Raw genomic sequence first — 17,703 nt, 5'->3', positions numbered from 1 at the left:
GACGGCCGACTATTATACCGTGAGAACGGCGGAAATGCCTGATTGTCGCGAACGACCGGGGTGCTACCCCCTTGCTGAGGTCGCTTGAAGGAAAGTGTTATGAGAAAAACTGTGCTGGGCTTGCTGTTTTGTGCGCTACTGAGCGCTGCCCATGCGGGTGATGTTTTGTCACTGAAAGCCGGTCACCCTCAAACCTACGTGGTGAAACGAGGGGATACCCTGTGGGATATCTCGGCGATGTTCCTCGATGACCCCTGGCTGTGGCCCGAGCTGTGGTACTACAACCCCCAGGTTGAAAACCCTCATCTTATTTACCCCGGCGACCTGCTTAAGTTGATGTGGGTGGACGGCAAGCCGGTACTGGTTCGCAACCCCGAGCCGCGCGACGCGGTGGTGAAATTGACGCCGCAGATGCGGATTTCCGATGTCAGCGATGCGATTCCCGCGATCCCCCTGGACGTGATTGCCCCCTTCTTAACGCGCAGCCGCGTTGTCGACGAGGGCGAGCTTGAGTCAGCGCCCTATGTGCTGGCGGGCAAGCGCGGCAATATCGTCGCGGGTGCCGGCGATGAAATTTTGGGTCGCGGCGATTTTGAGGATGCCAAAAATTTCGGTATTTACCGCCGGGGTAAAGTGTATGTGGATCCGCGCAGCCGCGAGCTGTTGGGGGTTGAGGCGATCGACATCGGCACCGCCCACCTACTGCATACCGAGGGCGATATCTCCACCCTGGCACTGAATCGCAGTACGCAAGAAATTCGCCGAGCCGACCGCTTTTTACCGCTGGAGTCGCGCCAGCTCACCGCGCGCTTTGAACCCCAGGCCCCAGACCAAGACACCCGCGGGTCAATCATTGCTGTCGAGGGTGGTTTAACTCAAATTGGCAGTATGGATGTCGTGACCTTGAACCTCGGTGAGCGAAATGCGATCGAGGCAGGCGATGTTATGGCGATTTACACCACGGGTGTGATGGTTCGCGATCCCCTGACGGGCGAGCGCCTGCAGGCACCAGATGTGCGCGCGGGAATCCTAATGGTGTTCCGCGTGTTCGATAAAGTTAGCTATGCGCTGGTCCTGAAGGCCGAGCAAACCTTAAAGGTTGGCGACAAAGTTCGTAACCCCTAACTACTCCCCCGCGTAGCCTTGCGCTGCGCGGGCCATTGTCGGCAAGGATGCAGACCATGGACGCTGATGCCCTTCTTTGGCTGCTGATTCAGCAGCATTTGACTATCCCCCCTGCGCAACTGCGCGCCTTGATGAGCCTGGCAGGACAACCCCGTCGCTTGGCGGAAATTTCTGCGGACGAGGTTCAGCAGTTTGTCGTGCAGCGCTACGGCGAAGAGGCCCGCAGTGAACAGCTGCTGAGCGCGCCGATGCGTGACCGTATCGCCGGGGTACTAAGCGATAGCAACGCCCTCGCCGCACTGGCGGAGCAACACGCTCATTGCGAGTTGGTTTGCCTGACCGATGAAGACTACCCCTTGCTTCTAAGCGAGATTGTCGACCCACCACCAATCGTATTTATGAGGGGGCGGCGAGAGCTGCTGCAGAGCATTATGATTGCGGTGGTGGGGAGTCGTCGCCCCAGCCGCCGTGGTGAGCAAGATGCGCATGCCTTTGCCCAGGCCTTGTCTGCGCACGGCATTACGGTGGTTAGCGGTATGGCAATGGGGGTCGATGGCGCGGCCCATACCGGCGCCATGCAGGAAGCGGCAGCGTCTGTAGCGGTGCTGGGTTGCGGAGTGGACATCTGCTATCCGCGACGCAACAAGGCGCTCTATGACGCGATGGTTGAGGGCGGGCTTGTGCTGTCCGAGTACCCTCTGGGCAGCCCGCCCCTGCCCCATCAATTCCCGCGTCGAAATCGCATTATCAGTGGGATGAGCCTCGGGGTTTTGGTCATTGAAGCGGCAATCAAAAGCGGTTCGCTAATCACTGCGCGCCAGGCCTTAGAGCAGAACCGCGAGGTGTTTGCCCTGCCTGGCTCGATACACAGTCCGGCCAGTCGCGGCTGCAATGCCTTGATTCGCCAAGGGGCAAAGTTGGTCGAGACCTTAGAGGACATTGTCGAAGAACTCCCCTGCTTACCGCCGGGGCTCGCGGGTGCCGTACTGGAGAGCCCTGAGGCTGAGCCGCCTGCGTTGCTGGCGCTGTTAGAATTTGCGCCGCTTACTTTGGACCAGCTGGCCGCGCGCAGCACCCTGCCGGTAACGGAGTTGCTCAGCGCGCTGGGCGAATTAGAGCTGGCGGGCTGGGTTGAGCAGTGTAGCGGTGGTTGGCAACGCTGCCGCTAAGTTGCAAAGCCGTTCGCCTTTGGGTACTTTTGCCGCGTCTTCCGCTGCCGGCGCCCCACTGCTGGCCTTTGCCTGTGCAGGGTCTTGCTTATCATGACAGAACTATCCCGTTATCGATTGCGCTATGCTGCCGACCTACTGCGTGCTGGTGGTGTCGTTTGTCACCCCACCGAAGCTGTCTGGGGGCTGGCATGTGTGCCAGAGAATGCCGCCGCGGTGGCGCGGATTTGCACCTTAAAGCGGCGCGACCCCGAAAAAGGTCTATTGCTGGTTACCGATAGCGTCGATCGCCTTCAGACATTGTTGGCGCCGCTGCCTGACTCGCGGCGCGAAGCGGTATTAGAGAGCTGGCCCGGCCCCTATACCTGGGTGATTCCCGATGAAGGCTTTGCTCCCAGTTGGGTGAGGGGGCGCTTTAGCAGCGTCGCGGTAAGAGTGACTGACCATCCCCTCACCGCTGCCTTGTGCAAGGCGGTGGGTGGATGTTTGGTGTCTACCTCCGCTAACCCGGCATCACTGGAGCCTGCTCGCAGCCAACAACAGGCAGAGCGGTATTTTGCCGGCGCTGTAAACTACTATTTGCCCGGTCGCCTCGGTGGCCGCCGTCAACCCAGCTGTATTCGCGATGCGCTTAGCGGCGACACGCTGCGTTCAGCCTAGGAGCATCACATGAGCAGTATCGATATCGCCGCCGTTAAGCAGTATCTCCTGGACCTGCAGGACCAAATTTGCGCCGCCATTGAGCAATGCGATGGCGGTGCCCGCTTTGTCGAAGACAAGTGGGAGCGGGGTCGCAGTCGAGTGATGACCGACGGCGCCCTGATCGAAAAAGGCGGGGTAAACTTCTCCCACGTGCAAGGCGACTCGATGCCCGCCAGTGCAACGGCGCACCGGCCTGAACTGGCGGGGCGCAGTTACCAGGCGATGGGGGTGTCGCTGGTTATTCACCCCCTCAACCCCTATTTGCCAACCAGCCATGCCAATGTGCGATTTTTTGTGGCAGAAAAAGCCGGAGAAGAGCCGGTTTGGTGGTTTGGTGGCGGCTATGACTTAACGCCCTACTACGGTTTTGAAGAGGACTGCGTACATTGGCACCAAGTGGCCTTTGACGCTTGCAAGCCTTTTGGCGAAGACGTTTATCCCCGCTATAAACAGTGGTGTGATGACTATTTTTACCTGAAGCACCGCGACGAGGCGCGCGGCGTTGGTGGCTTATTTTTCGACGACCTTAACGAGGGCGGCTTCGAACGCTGCTTCGCCTTTATGCAGGCCGTGGGAAATTCGTACACGGATGCCTATCTGCCCATCCTGGAGCGCCGCCGTGACACGCCCTGGGGCGAGCGCGAACGAGCGTTCCAGCTCTATCGTCGAGGCCGCTATGTAGAGTTCAATCTGGTTTTTGACCGCGGCACCTTGTTTGGTTTGCAAAGCGGTGGCCGCACCGAGTCGATTCTGATGTCACTGCCACCGCTGGTGCGATGGGAGTACAATTGGCAGCCAGACGAAGGCAGCGCCGAGCAGGCGCTGTACACGCAGTTTTTGCCCCCTCGGGATTGGTTGGCCCAGTAATGATGGATGCAGTGGATCAGTACGCCGTATTTGGTAACCCCATAAAACACAGTCGTTCCCCGCAAATTCACGCGGCGTTTGCCGAGCAAACCGGGCAGGCACTGCACTATCGGGCGCATAAGGTTGAGCTGGGGCGTTTTGCCGAAGTGGCATCGGAGTTCTTTCGCAATGGTGGCCGCGGGCTAAATATCACCGTGCCCTTCAAGCTGGATGCCTTCGAATTTGCCGACGAGCTCAGTGGCCGTGCGCGCCGCGCCGGGGCCGTGAATACGCTGGCGCGTGGCGAGGACGGCCGTATCTACGGCGACAATACCGACGGCGTGGGTATGGTGCGCGATATCAACGACAATCTCGGCTGGCCAGTGGCGGGTAAGCGAATTTTGGTGCTTGGCGCCGGCGGTGCAGTGCGGGGAATACTCGGCCCGCTGTTAAAACAGCGCCCCGATGAATTGGTGGTTGCGAACCGCACCCTGGAAAAAGCCGAGGCCCTGGCCGAGTTGTTTGCTGAACTGGGGCCCGTGAGTGGGCAGCCTTTCGAAGCCTTGCCGGGCCGCCAGTTCGATTTAATTATCAATGGTACCAGCGCTAGTTTGAGTGGCGATTTGCCGCCGCTGCCCTCCCACATACTCAGCAATGAAGGCAGTGCCTACGATATGATGTACGGCGCTGAGCCCACCCCGTTCATGCGTTGGGCGGCGGCTGAAGCAGCCTGGGCGGTATCAGACGGGCTGGGCATGTTGGTCGAGCAGGCCGCGGAGTCATTTTGCATTTGGCGAGGCGTTCGCCCTGATACACGGCCAGTCATTGAGTTGATTCGCCAATCCCTTTCTCACTGAAAATTGCTTTGCGGGCCCTTGTTGTATGCTGTTGATCCTGACAACCCTCATCCTTGGTTTGGTTATTCTGGTATGGAGTGCCGACAGGTTTGTTATCGGCGCGTCGGCGACGGCGTCGATTTTGGGTGTGTCGACCCTGGTGGTAGGTATTTTGGTGGTGGGGATTGGTACCTCTGCACCGGAAATGCTGGTCTCGGCAATGGCCGCCGCTGACGGTCAGTCGGGGCTGTCGGTGGGGAACGCGCTGGGATCGAATATCACAAATATCGCGCTGATTCTCGGCCTGACGGCGCTGTACATCCCGCTGCGCGTGCAAAGCAAGTTGATAACCCGAGAAATCCCCCTGCTGCTGCTGGTGATGCTGGGCGGCTATTTTTTGCTGCGCGATGGTGAGCTTAATGTTACGGATGGCTGCATACTACTGGGCGGGTTTTTAGCGGTAGTGTTGCGGCAACTGTGGGAAGCCAAGCACAGCCGCGGCGATGCCTTGGAGGCCGAGTACGCCGAAGAAATTCCCAAGGATATGTCGCTGCCCGTTGCCCTGGGCTGGCTGTTAGTCGGCCTGATTTTACTGATGGCATCGGCGCGCATGCTGGTGTGGTCCGCGGTGGAGTTGGCGCAAATATTCGGTGTTAGCGATTTGGTGATCGGCCTAACGGTGGTGGCCATTGGTACCAGTTTGCCCGAGTTGGCGGCGTCGGTCGCTGCGGCGCGCAAGGGCGAGCACGACATTGCCATTGGCAATGTGATCGGTTCAAACCTATTTAACTTGCTGGGGGTGATGGCGCTGCCCGGTGTGATTGCGCCCGGCGCCATTGATATGGCGATCGTCGACCGCGATTACCCGCTGATGTTGATGCTAACAGCGGGCTTCTACCTCGTTGCCTTCGGTCCGCGTCGGGCCCCGGAAATCCGCCGCTACGAGGGCGGGCTGCTGTTGTCGGTATACCTTGCCTATCTGGCTTATCTACTCGTCGACACCGGCGCTATCAGTTTCTAATTCAGCGATTTGGCGATCTTTTAGCTTGCTGTAGTTTGCCGAGCTGTAGCAGAAATAGCGCATTTCCTTTTCGCTCAGCGGCCGGGCAGCTTTAGCGGGGCTGCCGACATAGAGGTGACCACTGGCAAGCCGCTTCCCAGGCGGTACCAGGCTGTTGGCCGCTACCACGACATCGTCTTCGATAATTGCGCCGTCCATGACGATGCTTCCCATGCCGATCAATACTCGACTGCCAATTTCGCACCCGTGCAGCGTCACGCTGTGGGCAACAGTCACGTCGTCTCCAATGCGCAGCGGATATCCGTCGGGGTTGTAGGGGCCAGCATGGGTGATGTGTAACACGCTGTTGTCCTGAATGCTGCAGCGCTCGCCGATATGAATGCTGTGCATATCGCCGCGAACGGTGCTTTGCGGCCAAATGGAACTGTCGCGACCAATGTGGACATCGCCGATGACAACGGCACTGGGGTCGATAAATACCCCCTCTTCCAACTGAGGTTGATGACCCTCAAAGCGGCGGGTGTAGTTCTCGGCGCGGTAGCCCATTGCAATGATCCTCGAAGCACTGACGAAAGATCTATTGTAGCGAGCCGGGTGGTCGGCGAACATGCTTTCTGGCCCAGCCTGGGCCTGCGATCTGTTAAGCTAGGGCTTGTTCATTTTTTTGATCATGTGAGTGCTTATTCATGTATGCAGAGCAATCTCTTCCGGAATTTTCTCAATTGCGACCGGCCGATTATCCCGCCCAGTGCGAGGAACTGCTTAATCGCAGCCGCGCCGATGTTGCAGGCCTGTTAGCCAGCGATACGCCGCTCAGCTGGCAATCGCTCATGCAGCCGCTGGAAGAGATCAACGATCGCATTGAGCAATTCTGGGCACCCTTGAGCCACCTTCATGCGGTGATCAGCGGTGATGCCTGGCGCGATGCCTACAATAAGTGCTTGCCTCTGTTGACGGCTTACAGCAGTGAGATGGGTCAGAATCGCCCCCTTTATGAGCGCGTGAAGGCGCTGTCAGAGAGTGACGAGTTTCAGCAGCTATCATTTGCTCGCCAGAAGGCGGTGGAAAACATGCTGCGCGATTTCACGCTGTCCGGGGTTGCTCTGGATGGTGACGAAGCCACTCGCTTTAGTGAAATACAGCAGCGACTCAGTGAGCTGTCGACCGCCTACTCCAACCATGTACTGGATGCCACAGACGGTTGGGAAAAGTTTGTCGCTGATGCGGAGTCGCTCGCCGGTGTGCCGGAGTCGGTGCTGGATAACCTCGCCGCTGCCGCAACGGCGGCGGGCCAAAAAGGTTATCGCTTGAGTTTGGACATACCGAGTTATTTGCCGGTAATACAGTACTGCGACAACCGGGAGATCCGCCGTGAGCTCTACGAGGCCTACGTGACCCGCGCTTCTGCGCAGTCACCAAGCGGCGCCCAGTGGGACAACGGCCCGCTGATGGTGGAGATATTGCAATTGCGTGCCGAGCAAGCGCGCCTGTTGGGTTTTGACAGTTACGCTGAAAAGTCATTGGCGAGCAAAATGGCGCCGTCATGTGATGCGGTGCTGGGTTTTCTGTCGGAGTTGGCGACTGCCAGTAAACCCGTGGCCGAGCAGGAGCTGAAAGCATTGCAGGCCTTTGCCGCCGAACAGGGTCAGCACGAGCTCGAGGCGTGGGATGTACCCTACTTTAGCGAAAAGCTGCGGGAGGCCCGCTACGCCGTGTCTCAGGAAGAGCTGCGTCCCTATTTCCCGGTGGAGCGTGTGCTCGAAGGCTTATTCAAGGTAACGGGTGAGTTGTTCGACCTGGATATTGTCGAGCAAGAGGCACCACTCTGGCACGACGATGCGCAGTGTTTCGCGCTGCGTCGTGGCGGCGATACCATTGCGGAGTTCTATCTCGACCTATACGCCCGCGCCAATAAGCGTGGCGGTGCGTGGATGGCAGACTGCCGGGGGCGGCGGATGCTTGGCGATGGCAACATGCAGCGCCCCGTTGCCTTTTTGGTGTGCAACTTTACGCCGCCGAGTGCCGACCGCCCTTCGTTATTGACCCACAATGAGGTGACGACGCTTTTCCACGAGTTTGGTCACGGCCTTCACCACATGTTAAGCCAGATAGACTGCCTCGCCGTATCCGGAATAAACGGAGTGGCTTGGGATGCCGTAGAACTACCCAGTCAGTTCTTGGAAAACTGGTGCTGGGAAAAATCCGTGATTCCCGATATCTCCGGTCACTACCAAACCGGTGAGCCGCTGCCCGAGGCCTTGTTGGAAAAGCTGCTGGCGGCGAAAAACTTTCAGTCGGGTATGCAGATGCTGCGCCAGATAGAGTTTGCACTGTTTGATTTCCGTCTGCATATGCAGGCGGATATTGTCAGTGAGTCGCAAATCGATGCCCTGATGGCTGAGGTGCGCGACCAGGTTGCGGTGTTGCGTCCGCCGGCGTTTAACCGTTTTCAAAACAGTTTTTCGCATATTTTTGCCGGTGGATACGCCGCGGGTTATTACAGTTACAAGTGGGCCGAGGTGTTGTCTGCGGACGCCTTTTCGCTGTTTGAAGAGCGCGGCGTGATGGACAGAGATACCGGTTTGCGGTTCCGCAAGGTGATATTGGAACAAGGCGGTGCGCGTGATGCGGCGCTGCTATTTACTGAGTTTCGTGGGCGAGAGCCTGCCAATGACGCGCTACTGCGGCACAGCGGCATCGCGGTAAATACAGGAGGGGCCACGCATGGCAACGGAGTTTAAACCCAGGCGTTTTATTGCGGGGGCGGTGTGCCCCAAGTGCGCTGAGATGGATAAAACCGTGATGTATCGCGTCTCAGAGGTTGAGCAAGTGCGCGAGTGTATTCGCTGTGGCTTTAAAGAGTCGATCCGCGACGATGACGTTGCGGTCAACGAGCCGCCGACCCGTGTTAATCAACCCCGGGCTGGCGAAGCACCGCTCGCTCATGAAGATGAAGTAAGAGTCGTTTCCATCCTCGACCCCAAGGCCAAGCCTGAGCGCCGCGATCACTGAGATTGGTAATATCCACGCTTCGCGGAACGCATTTCAGTAATGCTTATCTATACTGTTATGTAAGCGGTCTAGGCCGCCTGAAATGGTTCGCGGAGGTAACATGATGTTGGAGCTGCTGCCAATACCTTCTTCCCATGTAATTGGGGTAAAGGTGTCTGGCAAGGTAAATCACGACGACATGGCGGAAATCTATGACGCCGTTGAACACAAGCTGGAAAACGAGGAATACCTCGGTATTTATATCGAGTTAGAGCATTTCAAAGGCTTCACCTTGCGTGGCCTGCTAAAAGAAATGCGATTGCTCGCGCGCTTTTTCAAACATATTACCCGCACAGCATTGGTCGGTGAGCCGCGCTGGTACAGCCGTGGCGCGCAGCTGATTACCCACTGGATGCCCAATGCAGAGATTGAGCACTTCACGGAAATTCAGCGTGATGAAGCGTTGATCTGGGTAAGTGAGCGCGATGCCGGTGCGTTCTCTGGCTGATGCGGCGACGCATTAGTCGCCGTTAAAGCCGCATTCCTCAGCGCGACGTAATATGTCTCTCCAGCTGACAATGCCGACGGTTAGCTGCGCGCTATCCACAATGGGGATGCAGGCAATATCGTTGCGGTTAAAGGCGGCAATGGCGGCGTGAACATCGTCGTCAGGTGCCAGGCATAGCAGCTGCCTGCGCATGATCTGGTGGGCGTGCTTATTGAGGGTTGCCTGGTCTTTAGGCAGTTCCGCCATGGTGCCGATGTTTGGACTGATGGCGGCGGCAAGATCCCGTTGAGAAATACTCCCCCTAAGCTTTCCGCCCTCCACCACCAGCAGGTGGTGGAACCGGGTCTTCATAAACAACTCTCGCACGGTGCTCAAACGGTCGTCACTTTCAACGGTAACGACCGGTGAGGCCATAATATCGCGCAGTTTCATATTCGCCCTCCCTGTATGGAATGGCGTTAGCCATCCACAACATCAAAGCGTAATCCAGCGTAGCTTTCTAAGCGACCCTGCAGTGTGGTGCCCATGCTGCTCGCCGGTGTCCAGATGCCGCCACCGCATTGCTTGGCATCGATGTCGCGCGCCAAACACAGTGCAGCTTGAGAGATCATTTTGGCGGTTGAGCCATAGCCGGGGTCGCGGTCACCGGTCACCTTGCACTGCAGTTTGCTGCTGCCGTCTTCAAGTGCGTAGAAGCGCATATCAAAGAAGCCATTCAGTTGGTCTTCAGGGCTGGGGCCTTCGCCCGGCGCGGGAAGAAGCTTTTCCAGCAGCCAGCGGCTGGGTTTTATCGCTGCGCCAACCATGAATGCGGCCAGGCCGCTACCAATACCGTAGGCGCTGAGGCGTCCGGACAGCCCCTTGCCCGTGAGCATGGTTTCTTCATAGCGAAAATTTTCGCCATATTTGGAGGCAAGTAAGGCATTGCTGCGGTGAACCACGCGGGTGTTGATTGCCGCCATGATGAAGGGTGACATCCATCGCCCGGTAACGGGGTCGTGTTCGGCCAGGCCTGGGTTGCGTTGACGAGCACTGTAGGACGCGTCGGTAGCAATTAGATAGGGGTCGGCCATTTGCTTGCGCAGCGCTGGGTCCTTGGAGGCTTCTTTCATTACGTTGAGTAAGCTGGCGAAGGTGCCGCCAGACAAGCCACCCTTGGCAGCTTTTACGCGCATACGAATGTCGCTGCTCGGTTTGCCGTGGCGTTGCTCGAATTGCTGCTGCGTGAAGAGGACGCCGAGGTCGGAGGGTATGGAGTCAAAGCCGCAGCAATGTACGATACGCGCGCCGGATTGTTGGGCGGTGGTTTGGTAGCGATCCACCATTTGACGAATCCAGTGCACCTCGCCAGTCAGGTCGCAGTAGTCGGTGCCAGTCTCGGCGCAGACCTTTACTAGAGGCTCGCCGTAAAGCGCGTAAGGGCCAACGGTGCTGAGAACAACACGGGTTTTTTCAACGAGCTGGCGCAGTGATGCCTCGTCGTTTGAGTCTGCCAATATAATGTCCGGCTTCTCGCCGCTCAGCGCATCGCGGGTTGCCTGCAGTTTACTCTCGCTCCGCCCCGCCATTGCCCAGCGTAAGGGCGTGTCTTCGCTTTGGTAGGTGCTCAAGTATTCGCAGATAATCTGACCAACGAAACTGCTGGCGCCAAAGACGATGATTTCATATTGGGTTTCGCTCACGTAGCACTCCTTATCAAGATGCATGTGTCCACCGCGGAACGGCAGTGTTGTTATATAGCTTGTGTTTGACTCGGTGCAGAGCTGCTGCCGAGGACTGTAACTATCAAACGGTAATGAATAGGCACTAGTGTAGCTGGGGCGATGCGACTTACCATGATCTCCGATGTCTGGTTGCGAAGTCGTTAGCGCAGGTAGTGAGGGGTGTCTTGCCGGCAGTGGTGGCGATCATCGGGGTCGAGTATTTTGTCGCACTCTTGCAGGGCCCACTCTCGTTGTTGATCGTACTGACCGCTGCCACAGGCGCCGAGTATGGCGCACAGGGCGGCGGTGGTGAGCGCTTGAGCGGCGGTCATTGAGAGTCGCAGTGTGCGCGGTTTTCCCAAAGCGCACTCAAGATGGCACTGCGGGTAATCAAGCCGAGAAGTTTGCCGTCTTCAATCACTGGGTAGAGTTTGGGTTTGTTCTTACCCATATTTTGCGCGAGGTCGACAATATTCTGTTCGGCTTCGACGGCAAGCACCTCGTTGTGCATGACATCGTCAACGTTCGGCACGCCTTCACAGTGGTAGCTGCTGACCAGCATAGAATGGATGCAATCCTGTTCAGAGACGAAGCCGACAACGCGGTCGTTATCGTCTAATACGGGCAGGCCCATAACCCGGCTGCGCAATAGGGTGTCGACGACTTCCCCCAGTGGTGTGTGCATGCGCACAAAGGGTGCGGGGCTGGTCATGATGTCACGGACGCGAATACTGTTGCTCATTGTACTTCCTCCATTTGTGAACACTATACGCCCCTAGCTAAGCTGCTGTCAGTGTTTAGATGGGGACAAAGAGCGACGATTCAACGCCGCCCTAGTCAGTGAGGGTGCCGTCGCGATAGTCGCGCAGCGCTTGCTCAATTTCCGCGTTGCTGTTCATCACAAAGGGGCCGTATTGCACCACCGGTTCGCCAATGGGTTTACCGGCTATCAACAGCGCGCCGCTACCTCGCTCGCCATCAAGTATTACGCTGTCGCCTGGGCTGAGTAGCGCTGCGGTTCCAGCACTAATACGCTCCCCGCCGATTTCCAGGCTGCCGTCATAGCAGTACACTGCGGCGTTGTGACTAGCAGGCAGGCCAAGCTTAAGTGCCTGCGTCGACGTAAAGCGGATGTCGGCGTAGACCGGTTGGGTACTGTATTGCTGCTCATCTACGCCGTTAACGTAGCCCAAGCTGTGCCCGCTGGGCAGCGCAAGTTCTCCGGCGATATGATGGAGAGAGAAACCTTCACCGTGATACACCGGAATGCGCGCTGAGTTGATGTCTTGATACACAGCCGGTCGCATTTTCTCATCAGCCGGTAAGTTCACCCATAGCTGAAAGCCGCGCAGCAAACCCTCGCGCTGCTGAGGCATTTCCGAGTGAATCACTCCCCGCCCGGCCGTCATCCACTGCACATCTCCCGGCCCGAGGTTGCCTTCATTTCCCATATGGTCGCGGTGTTGCATGTTTCCGGCGAGCATGTAGGTCACGGTTTCAAAGCCGCGATGAGGGTGGGCGGGAAACCCCGCAATGTAGTCCTCTGCGCGGTCGGAGTAGAACTCATCGAGCATTAGAAAGGGGTCTATGCGATCTCCGGGGCTGCTGCCCAGGCTACGCTTGAGGCTGACCCCCGCGCCATCGCGGGTGTCGCGAGCGGTAATACGGCGAGTAACGGTTCGCTGTGTCATACCTAACTCCTCACTCTAAATTTAAGAGGCGTGTTTAAACATCGCCTCGCGGGCGTGCTGCCTGGCTTGGTCGGCGGTTTCTGGTCCCATGTTTAGCCCTTCGGCGTAAATGAAGTGGATAGACTCAATGCCCATAAGGCCGAAAATATGGCGCAGATAGGGGCTCTGGGTATCCATTGCGGTGCCGACATACTGGCCACCGCGGGCCGCAAAAATGTGCACGGGGCGGTCATGGAGCAAACCCTGCGGGCCATTTTCTGTATAGCGGAAGGTCTCCCCTGCCCGGGCAATATGGTCGATCCACGCCTTAAATGTTGACGGTACGCCCAAGTTGTACAGGGGCATTGCAATGACGATTTCGTCGGCGCTGCGGACTTCTGCAATGAGCGCGTCGGACTGTTCCGCGATGGCAGACTGCTCTGCTGAGCGGTTTTCTGGCGCAGTGGTCAGTGCGGCGAAGCGCTGTGCGTCCAGGTGAGGCAATGCCTGGGCGTGCAGGTCGCGGTGGATCACGTTGATTGACTCGCCTTGGGCGCGCCGGCCCGCGATGAACTCTTGTGCCATTTGGCTGGAATGTCCCTGTTCGCCTGACAGGCTGCTGCTGATGTAGAGAATATTAGGCATGGTGCCTCCCGTTGCTACGTGTGGTGAGTTGCGATGGGAGTAGTTAACTATTGATTTAATTGTTTAAAAAGCGCAATTTTAGCGGCTAAACAATCGAATAAGTTGATGTATTATGCGCGGACCTCGAACGAATCTCGACCAGTGGCACTGTTTTATGGCGGTAGTGGATGAGGGGAGCTACTCCAGAGCGGCGGAAAAATTACACAAGAGCCAGTCGGCCGTTACCTATGCAATTCAAAAGCTTGAAGAGCAACTGGCGGTCGCCCTGTTTGAAATAAAGGGTCGTAAAGCCGAGTTGACCGACGCCGGACAGCTTTTTTACCGCCGCGGCCGCGCCCTGCTCGATGAGGCGTTGCGGGTGGAGGCGTCTGCCGTAACCCTCGCCCAGGGCTGGGAGCCACAGCTGCGGATTGTCAGCGACGCGTTGTTCCCGCAAACCGCTATGTTGGATTGCCTCGAGCAGCTGGCCATAGAGTGCCCCGAAACGCGCCTGGAGTGCGTGGAAACGGTGCTCAGTGGCGCCGAGGAAGCGCTGCTTGAACAGCGGTGTGACCTCGCGATCACGGGCATTGTACCGCCGGGCTTTTTGGGCGACCCGCTGCTGAGAGTCCGGTTCATTGCCGTCGCACATCGCGACCATGCCCTGCACCAGCTTGACCGAGCGCTGAGTTACCAGGACCTGCGTGCCCATCGTCAGGTTGTGGTGCGCGACTCCGGGGCGAGACGTCGCAGGGACTCCGGGTGGCTCGAGGCCGCGCAGCGCTTGACGGTGAGTCGAATCGATTTTTCAGTGCAAGCCGTGTGCCGGGGGGTGGGCTTTGCTTGGTTGCCTGAAGTTGTGATTCAAGAACCGCTCAACAGCGGGTTACTCAAGCCGCTGCCGCTGAACGAGGGTCGCGAACGTTTCGCCGAACTCTTCATTGTATTGCCAGAGCGGGAGCTGGCAGGCCCCGCAGCGCGGCGGGCCGAGGCGTTAATAAAAAACGCCGCGGCCGCGTTGACCTGCGATCGCCAACGCTGATGCGCAATTAGTTCGACGCGATGATCTGCGTGTTGTGGCGTTGGGCTAACGCATTGAAGGCGCTTGCGTAATCCTCTAGGCGATCAACGGCGTAGTTATACACGAACGGATCAGAGCCTGTGCAAGACTCCAAACGTGCACTGGCGCTAGTCAAATAACTATCAACGCTGTCGCGCAAGTCTGCCAGGCGCTCCAGATTGTTGGTATCGCTAGCGGGCAGCGCTGGCGCACCCATTATCGCGGCCAGGGCGCAGGCCGCTTGGCTTCCCGCTGAAAAAGTCGCCAAGCTAGTGAAAAGAGCAACGAGAGGGAAAACTTTCATTTTTAAAAACCTCAGAGTACGGGCATGTCTGTTGGATCGCATGCTACCAAACGAAACAAATTTTGTAACAGTGGTTACGCCCGGTTTTTCTGTTTGGATGAGGTTTTGTTGATTTATCACAAAAAGTTAATGAAATTCAGCAAATGTGCTTGCATCTTTATTGGAGTGAAGTGTTACCGCTAGGTGTGCTGTACTTCCAGCGTTTTTCTGAGAATAACCAGAAGAAACACGCGGCCAACGTCAGGCCGCGTGTGGCATTGAAGGCTGCAAAGGCCAGCCAGAGGCCGTGGTTGCCCCAGGACGTGCATGCCCACCACAGTGGCAGGTACACAACAAATACGCTGAACAGCATGCAGTACTGCATGGCGCCGGTGCGCAGCGCCCCGATAAAAATGCCGTCGTAACAATAACTGGCCACGCTTAGCAGTGGCAGCGCGATCAGCCAGGGGTAGTAGTGGTTGGCGGTGGCCTGAACATCAGCGATGCTGGTCATCAGTGACAGGATGAGTGGTTTGCCGGTGGCGAGGATCAGGCTCGCCGACAAGGCAGAATACAATGACCAGCGGCCACAGGTTTTACAAACCTCCAGAAAGGCGCCCCTGTCGGCCTGTTTGTAAGCGCGGCCGGCTAGCGCTTCTGCCGCATGGGCGAAGCCGTCCATACCGTAGGCGGCGGCCAGTGCGAGCTGCATTAAAATTGTGTTGGCCGCCAAAATCACTTCGCCGTGTTTGGCTCCCTGGGCGGTAAAGAAGCTGAAACTGAATAATAGTGCGGCGGTGCGAACAAGAATTTGTGCATTGGCGCTCAGCAGGCGCCGCATCGGCATGCCTCTTTTCAGACTATTGAGCAGGCCCCGTCGTATGGCGCTACCAAGGGGCTGTCGAACGGCATAGAGGCCGAGGGTGAAACCAGCGTATTCGCTGATAGCGCTGGCGATTGCGGCGCCCTCACTGGCCATGTTCAGGCCGACAATCAGCAACAAATCCAAAAAGATGTTCAGGATGTTGGTAAACAGGGCAATTGCCAGTGGCCAGCGTGCTTGCTGTTGCCCGAGTAGCCAGCCGGTGATTGCGTAGCTGGCAAGCACGGCCGGCGCACTGATTAGGCGGATCTGCAAATAGCTGTCGGCCAGTGGCCGTAAATGGCCCTCTGCATTCATTAAGGTCAGGCCGGGCGACCGCAATGCTGGCGATATCAGCCAAACTACGCTGCCGAGCGCCAGGCCTAGTAGTACGGCTTTGATTAGTAGGCTGTCGCTATGCTCAAGGCTTTGGGCGCTGGCGCCGGTGGTGCCCATGCGCAGGAAGCCGAAGGTCCAGTAGCACAGTGACAGAATGCTTGCGCCGATCGCCACGGCGCTGAGGTGACGGCTGTCAGCAAGGTGGCCGAGCACGGCGGTGTCGACCAAGCCGAGTAGTGGCACTGATAAGTTGGCGAGAATCATTGGCCAGGCTAGCGACCAAATTTTCGCATTCAAGGGTGTGGCTGTGGGGGTGTTGGACATGTTTCTGGTATCTCGGCGTTGCCGCAAGTGTAATCGGCTGGCGCGGATGTGCACAGCTGCGGTGCATCTCACCGCCTATTTTTTAAACGGTGCGGCTTTTCTCATTGCCTATATCTAGTGGTGTGCGCTGGGTAATAATGCTCTAACTGGTATATTTTCACGGACTGCGCGTTAATTTGGCGCCCCGGTGAGCGCGTCCTTCGGTGTTTCGGAGTAGCCTTGCTGGTTTCTTCAGGTTTATAATTGCGGCGTTTTGTCGCACCCAAAGCTATTTCGGTGTGGGCAAGCGCGCAATTTCGGGGGGAGTGACGTTGCTTGGCGGTGGGCCAGGGCAGCGTTTTTGCGTCCGTACAGCTGTTCTGACCGTGAGTTCGCAACTGCGTTCCATATATAAGAAAGCGTCTAGCGTGTCTGCCTGTCGTCGATCGGCGAAGGGATTCTTATAACTTATACGGAGACACGGGAGATGTATCAACAAGCGAAACGGCTGTATAAGCTGGCGCTTTGTCCTGTGCTGATGCTGCTTAGCCTGCTTAGTACTGGCGCATGGGCGACGGAGGGTAACCCCCAGCGTTGGCAAACAAATATGACGCCGGGCGTAACGGAAGTTGGTGCCAAAATCTACGATCTGCACATGTTTGTGTTTTGGGTGTGTGTGGTAGTAGGCATTATCGTCTTTGGCGTGATGTTCTACTCGGTTTTTGCCTATCGCAAAGAGCGTCACGAAGAACCAGCCACTTTCCACGAAAACACTAAGTTGGAAATCGCATGGACCGTCGTGCCATTCCTGCTGTTGATCGTTATGGCTGTGCCTGCGACCAGCACCCTGATTGAAATTTATGACACCGATGATGCAGAGCTCGACGTTCTGATCACCGGCTATCAGTGGAAGTGGAAGTACGAGTACATTAATCCCGAAGGCGACAATGTCAGCTTCTTCTCTAACCTGCTGACTGACAAAGCTGAAATCGGTAACACCGAAGCCAAGGGTTCGAACTACTTGATCGAAGTAGATGAGCCGCTGGTGATTCCGGTTGATACCAAAGTTCGCTTCCTCGTCACTGCAAACGACGTGCTGCATGCGTGGTGGGTACCTGCACTGGCCGTTAAGCGTGATGCGATTCCGGGCTTCATCAACGAGGCGTGGACCAAGCCGACTGAAACCGGTGTATACCGCGGCCAGTGTGCCGAGCTGTGTGGTCGCGATCACGGCTTTATGCCGATCGTTGTCAACGTTGTTGAAGAGCCTGAATACAAAGCGTGGATGGCGACTAAGCAAGCTGAGGCCGCTGAGATCAAAAAGCTGATGGCGCAAACCTTCTCTATGGATGAGCTGGTTGAGCGCGGCAAGGGCATTTACAACCGCTCTTGTATGGCTTGTCACGGTGCCAACGGTGAAGGCGGTGTGGGTAAACCCATTGCCAATAGCCCTATTGCTACCGGCGAAGTTACTGCGCACATCGATGTGCTGGTTAACGGCGTCCCAGGTTCTGCGATGCAGGCCTTTGGTGGTCAGCTGAACGACGTCGACTTGGCGGCAGTCGTTACCTATACCCGTAATGCCTTTGGCAACAATATGGGTGACAAGGTACAGCCGATCGATGTGTATAACTTCAAGAAAGGTCAGTAGGAGGATTCAC

At 57.2% G+C, this 17,703-nt stretch carries 20 protein-coding genes; 11 read left to right on the top strand and 9 right to left on the bottom strand.

The features are described 5' to 3' along the window. The first annotated feature begins 99 nt into the window (after positions 1-99). The 6 genes from AC2Q8J_RS10520 (at position 100) to AC2Q8J_RS10495 (ending at position 5,699) form a co-directional block, all read left to right on the top strand. Positions 100-1,125 (top strand): LysM peptidoglycan-binding domain-containing protein, encoded by a 1,026-nt coding sequence (locus AC2Q8J_RS10520; protein ID WP_286695308.1) that lies wholly within the window; start codon positions 100-102, stop codon positions 1,123-1,125. 56 nt (positions 1,126-1,181) lie between these two features. Then, positions 1,182-2,294 (top strand): DNA-processing protein DprA, encoded by a 1,113-nt coding sequence (gene dprA, locus AC2Q8J_RS10515; protein WP_486451229.1) that lies wholly within the window; start codon positions 1,182-1,184, stop codon positions 2,292-2,294. 93 nt (positions 2,295-2,387) lie between these two features. Further along, the gene (locus AC2Q8J_RS10510; protein WP_286695306.1) at positions 2,388-2,954 is read left to right on the top strand and encodes an L-threonylcarbamoyladenylate synthase; all 567 of its coding nucleotides are present in this window, start codon (positions 2,388-2,390) and stop codon (positions 2,952-2,954) included. A gap of 9 nt (positions 2,955-2,963) precedes the next feature. Beyond that, positions 2,964-3,863: an oxygen-dependent coproporphyrinogen oxidase gene (gene hemF / locus AC2Q8J_RS10505; RefSeq protein WP_372878156.1), complete on the top strand. Its 900-nt coding sequence runs from the start codon at positions 2,964-2,966 to the stop codon at positions 3,861-3,863. A 2-nt stretch (positions 3,864-3,865) separates the two neighbouring features. Further along, a complete protein-coding gene (gene aroE, locus AC2Q8J_RS10500) occupies positions 3,866-4,699 on the top strand; it encodes a shikimate dehydrogenase (RefSeq protein ID WP_486452615.1) in 834 nt (277 codons plus the stop codon). A 25-nt stretch (positions 4,700-4,724) separates the two neighbouring features. Then, complete coding sequence (locus AC2Q8J_RS10495) at positions 4,725-5,699, top strand: calcium/sodium antiporter (protein ID WP_486451228.1); 975 nt, start codon at positions 4,725-4,727, stop codon at positions 5,697-5,699. On the opposite strand, the gene AC2Q8J_RS10490 is transcribed toward AC2Q8J_RS10495, so the two are convergent. Beyond that, the gene (locus AC2Q8J_RS10490) at positions 5,667-6,245 is read right to left on the bottom strand and encodes a gamma carbonic anhydrase family protein (protein ID WP_486451227.1); all 579 of its coding nucleotides are present in this window, start codon (positions 6,243-6,245) and stop codon (positions 5,667-5,669) included. The two genes, AC2Q8J_RS10495 and AC2Q8J_RS10490, sit on opposite strands and share 33 nt — an antisense overlap. Before the next feature lie 140 nt (positions 6,246-6,385). On the opposite strand from AC2Q8J_RS10490, the gene AC2Q8J_RS10485 reads away from it, so the two are divergent. From AC2Q8J_RS10485 to AC2Q8J_RS10475, 3 genes are all read left to right on the top strand, one after another. Further along, complete coding sequence (locus tag AC2Q8J_RS10485) at positions 6,386-8,440, top strand: M3 family metallopeptidase (RefSeq protein ID WP_486451226.1); 2,055 nt, start codon at positions 6,386-6,388, stop codon at positions 8,438-8,440. Further along, positions 8,424-8,711 (top strand): YheV family putative zinc ribbon protein, encoded by a 288-nt coding sequence (locus AC2Q8J_RS10480; protein ID WP_027873422.1) that lies wholly within the window; start codon positions 8,424-8,426, stop codon positions 8,709-8,711. Before AC2Q8J_RS10485 ends, AC2Q8J_RS10480 begins: the two co-directional genes overlap by 17 nt. 100 nt (positions 8,712-8,811) lie before the next feature. Then, complete coding sequence (locus AC2Q8J_RS10475) at positions 8,812-9,198, top strand: SpoIIAA family protein (RefSeq protein ID WP_161624243.1); 387 nt, start codon at positions 8,812-8,814, stop codon at positions 9,196-9,198. Positions 9,199-9,210: 12 nt separating this feature from the next. On the opposite strand, the gene AC2Q8J_RS10470 is transcribed toward AC2Q8J_RS10475, so the two are convergent. The 6 genes from AC2Q8J_RS10470 to AC2Q8J_RS10445 all read right to left on the bottom strand — a co-directional run bounded on the left by AC2Q8J_RS10470 (position 9,211) and on the right by AC2Q8J_RS10445 (position 13,216). Continuing rightward, on the bottom strand, positions 9,211-9,630 hold the full coding sequence (locus AC2Q8J_RS10470) for a CBS domain-containing protein (protein ID WP_204994897.1): 420 nt from the start codon (positions 9,628-9,630) through the stop codon (positions 9,211-9,213). Positions 9,631-9,656: 26 nt separating this feature from the next. Next, positions 9,657-10,880, bottom strand: a complete 1,224-nt coding sequence (locus AC2Q8J_RS10465; protein WP_286839964.1) for a saccharopine dehydrogenase family protein — start codon at positions 10,878-10,880, stop codon at positions 9,657-9,659. Between the two features lie 182 nt (positions 10,881-11,062). Continuing rightward, a complete protein-coding gene (locus AC2Q8J_RS10460; RefSeq protein WP_288364308.1) occupies positions 11,063-11,233 on the bottom strand; it encodes a hypothetical protein in 171 nt (56 codons plus the stop codon). Further along, complete coding sequence (locus AC2Q8J_RS10455) at positions 11,230-11,643, bottom strand: CBS domain-containing protein (protein WP_036255781.1); 414 nt, start codon at positions 11,641-11,643, stop codon at positions 11,230-11,232. Before AC2Q8J_RS10455 ends, AC2Q8J_RS10460 begins: the two co-directional genes overlap by 4 nt. A 91-nt stretch (positions 11,644-11,734) precedes the next feature. Next, positions 11,735-12,592, bottom strand: coding sequence for a pirin family protein (locus tag AC2Q8J_RS10450; protein ID WP_486451225.1), 858 nt, complete (start codon positions 12,590-12,592; stop codon positions 11,735-11,737). A gap of 21 nt (positions 12,593-12,613) precedes the next feature. Then, entirely contained in the window at positions 12,614-13,216 is a 603-nt protein-coding gene (locus AC2Q8J_RS10445; protein WP_286839973.1) for an FMN-dependent NADH-azoreductase, read from the bottom strand. A 112-nt stretch (positions 13,217-13,328) separates the two neighbouring features. On the opposite strand from AC2Q8J_RS10445, the gene AC2Q8J_RS10440 reads away from it, so the two are divergent. Further along, on the top strand, positions 13,329-14,237 hold the full coding sequence (locus AC2Q8J_RS10440) for a LysR family transcriptional regulator (protein ID WP_486451224.1): 909 nt from the start codon (positions 13,329-13,331) through the stop codon (positions 14,235-14,237). 7 nt (positions 14,238-14,244) lie between these two features. On the opposite strand, the gene AC2Q8J_RS10435 is transcribed toward AC2Q8J_RS10440, so the two are convergent. Then, positions 14,245-14,559: a hypothetical protein gene (locus AC2Q8J_RS10435; RefSeq protein WP_286695296.1), complete on the bottom strand. Its 315-nt coding sequence runs from the start codon at positions 14,557-14,559 to the stop codon at positions 14,245-14,247. A 157-nt stretch (positions 14,560-14,716) separates the two neighbouring features. Next, positions 14,717-16,063, bottom strand: a complete 1,347-nt coding sequence (locus AC2Q8J_RS10430) for an MATE family efflux transporter (RefSeq protein WP_486451223.1) — start codon at positions 16,061-16,063, stop codon at positions 14,717-14,719. 466 nt (positions 16,064-16,529) lie between these two features. Between AC2Q8J_RS10430 and coxB the strand changes: the two genes are divergently transcribed. Beyond that, positions 16,530-17,693 carry a cytochrome c oxidase subunit II gene (gene coxB / locus AC2Q8J_RS10425; RefSeq protein ID WP_204994890.1) on the top strand — a complete coding sequence of 388 codons (1,164 nt, stop codon included), beginning with the start codon at positions 16,530-16,532 and terminating at the stop codon, positions 17,691-17,693. Positions 17,694-17,703 lie beyond the last annotated feature (10 nt).

The organism is Spongiibacter sp. C9W (assembly GCF_057370015.1).
This window is presented reverse-complemented; position numbering and strand designations above follow the sequence as displayed.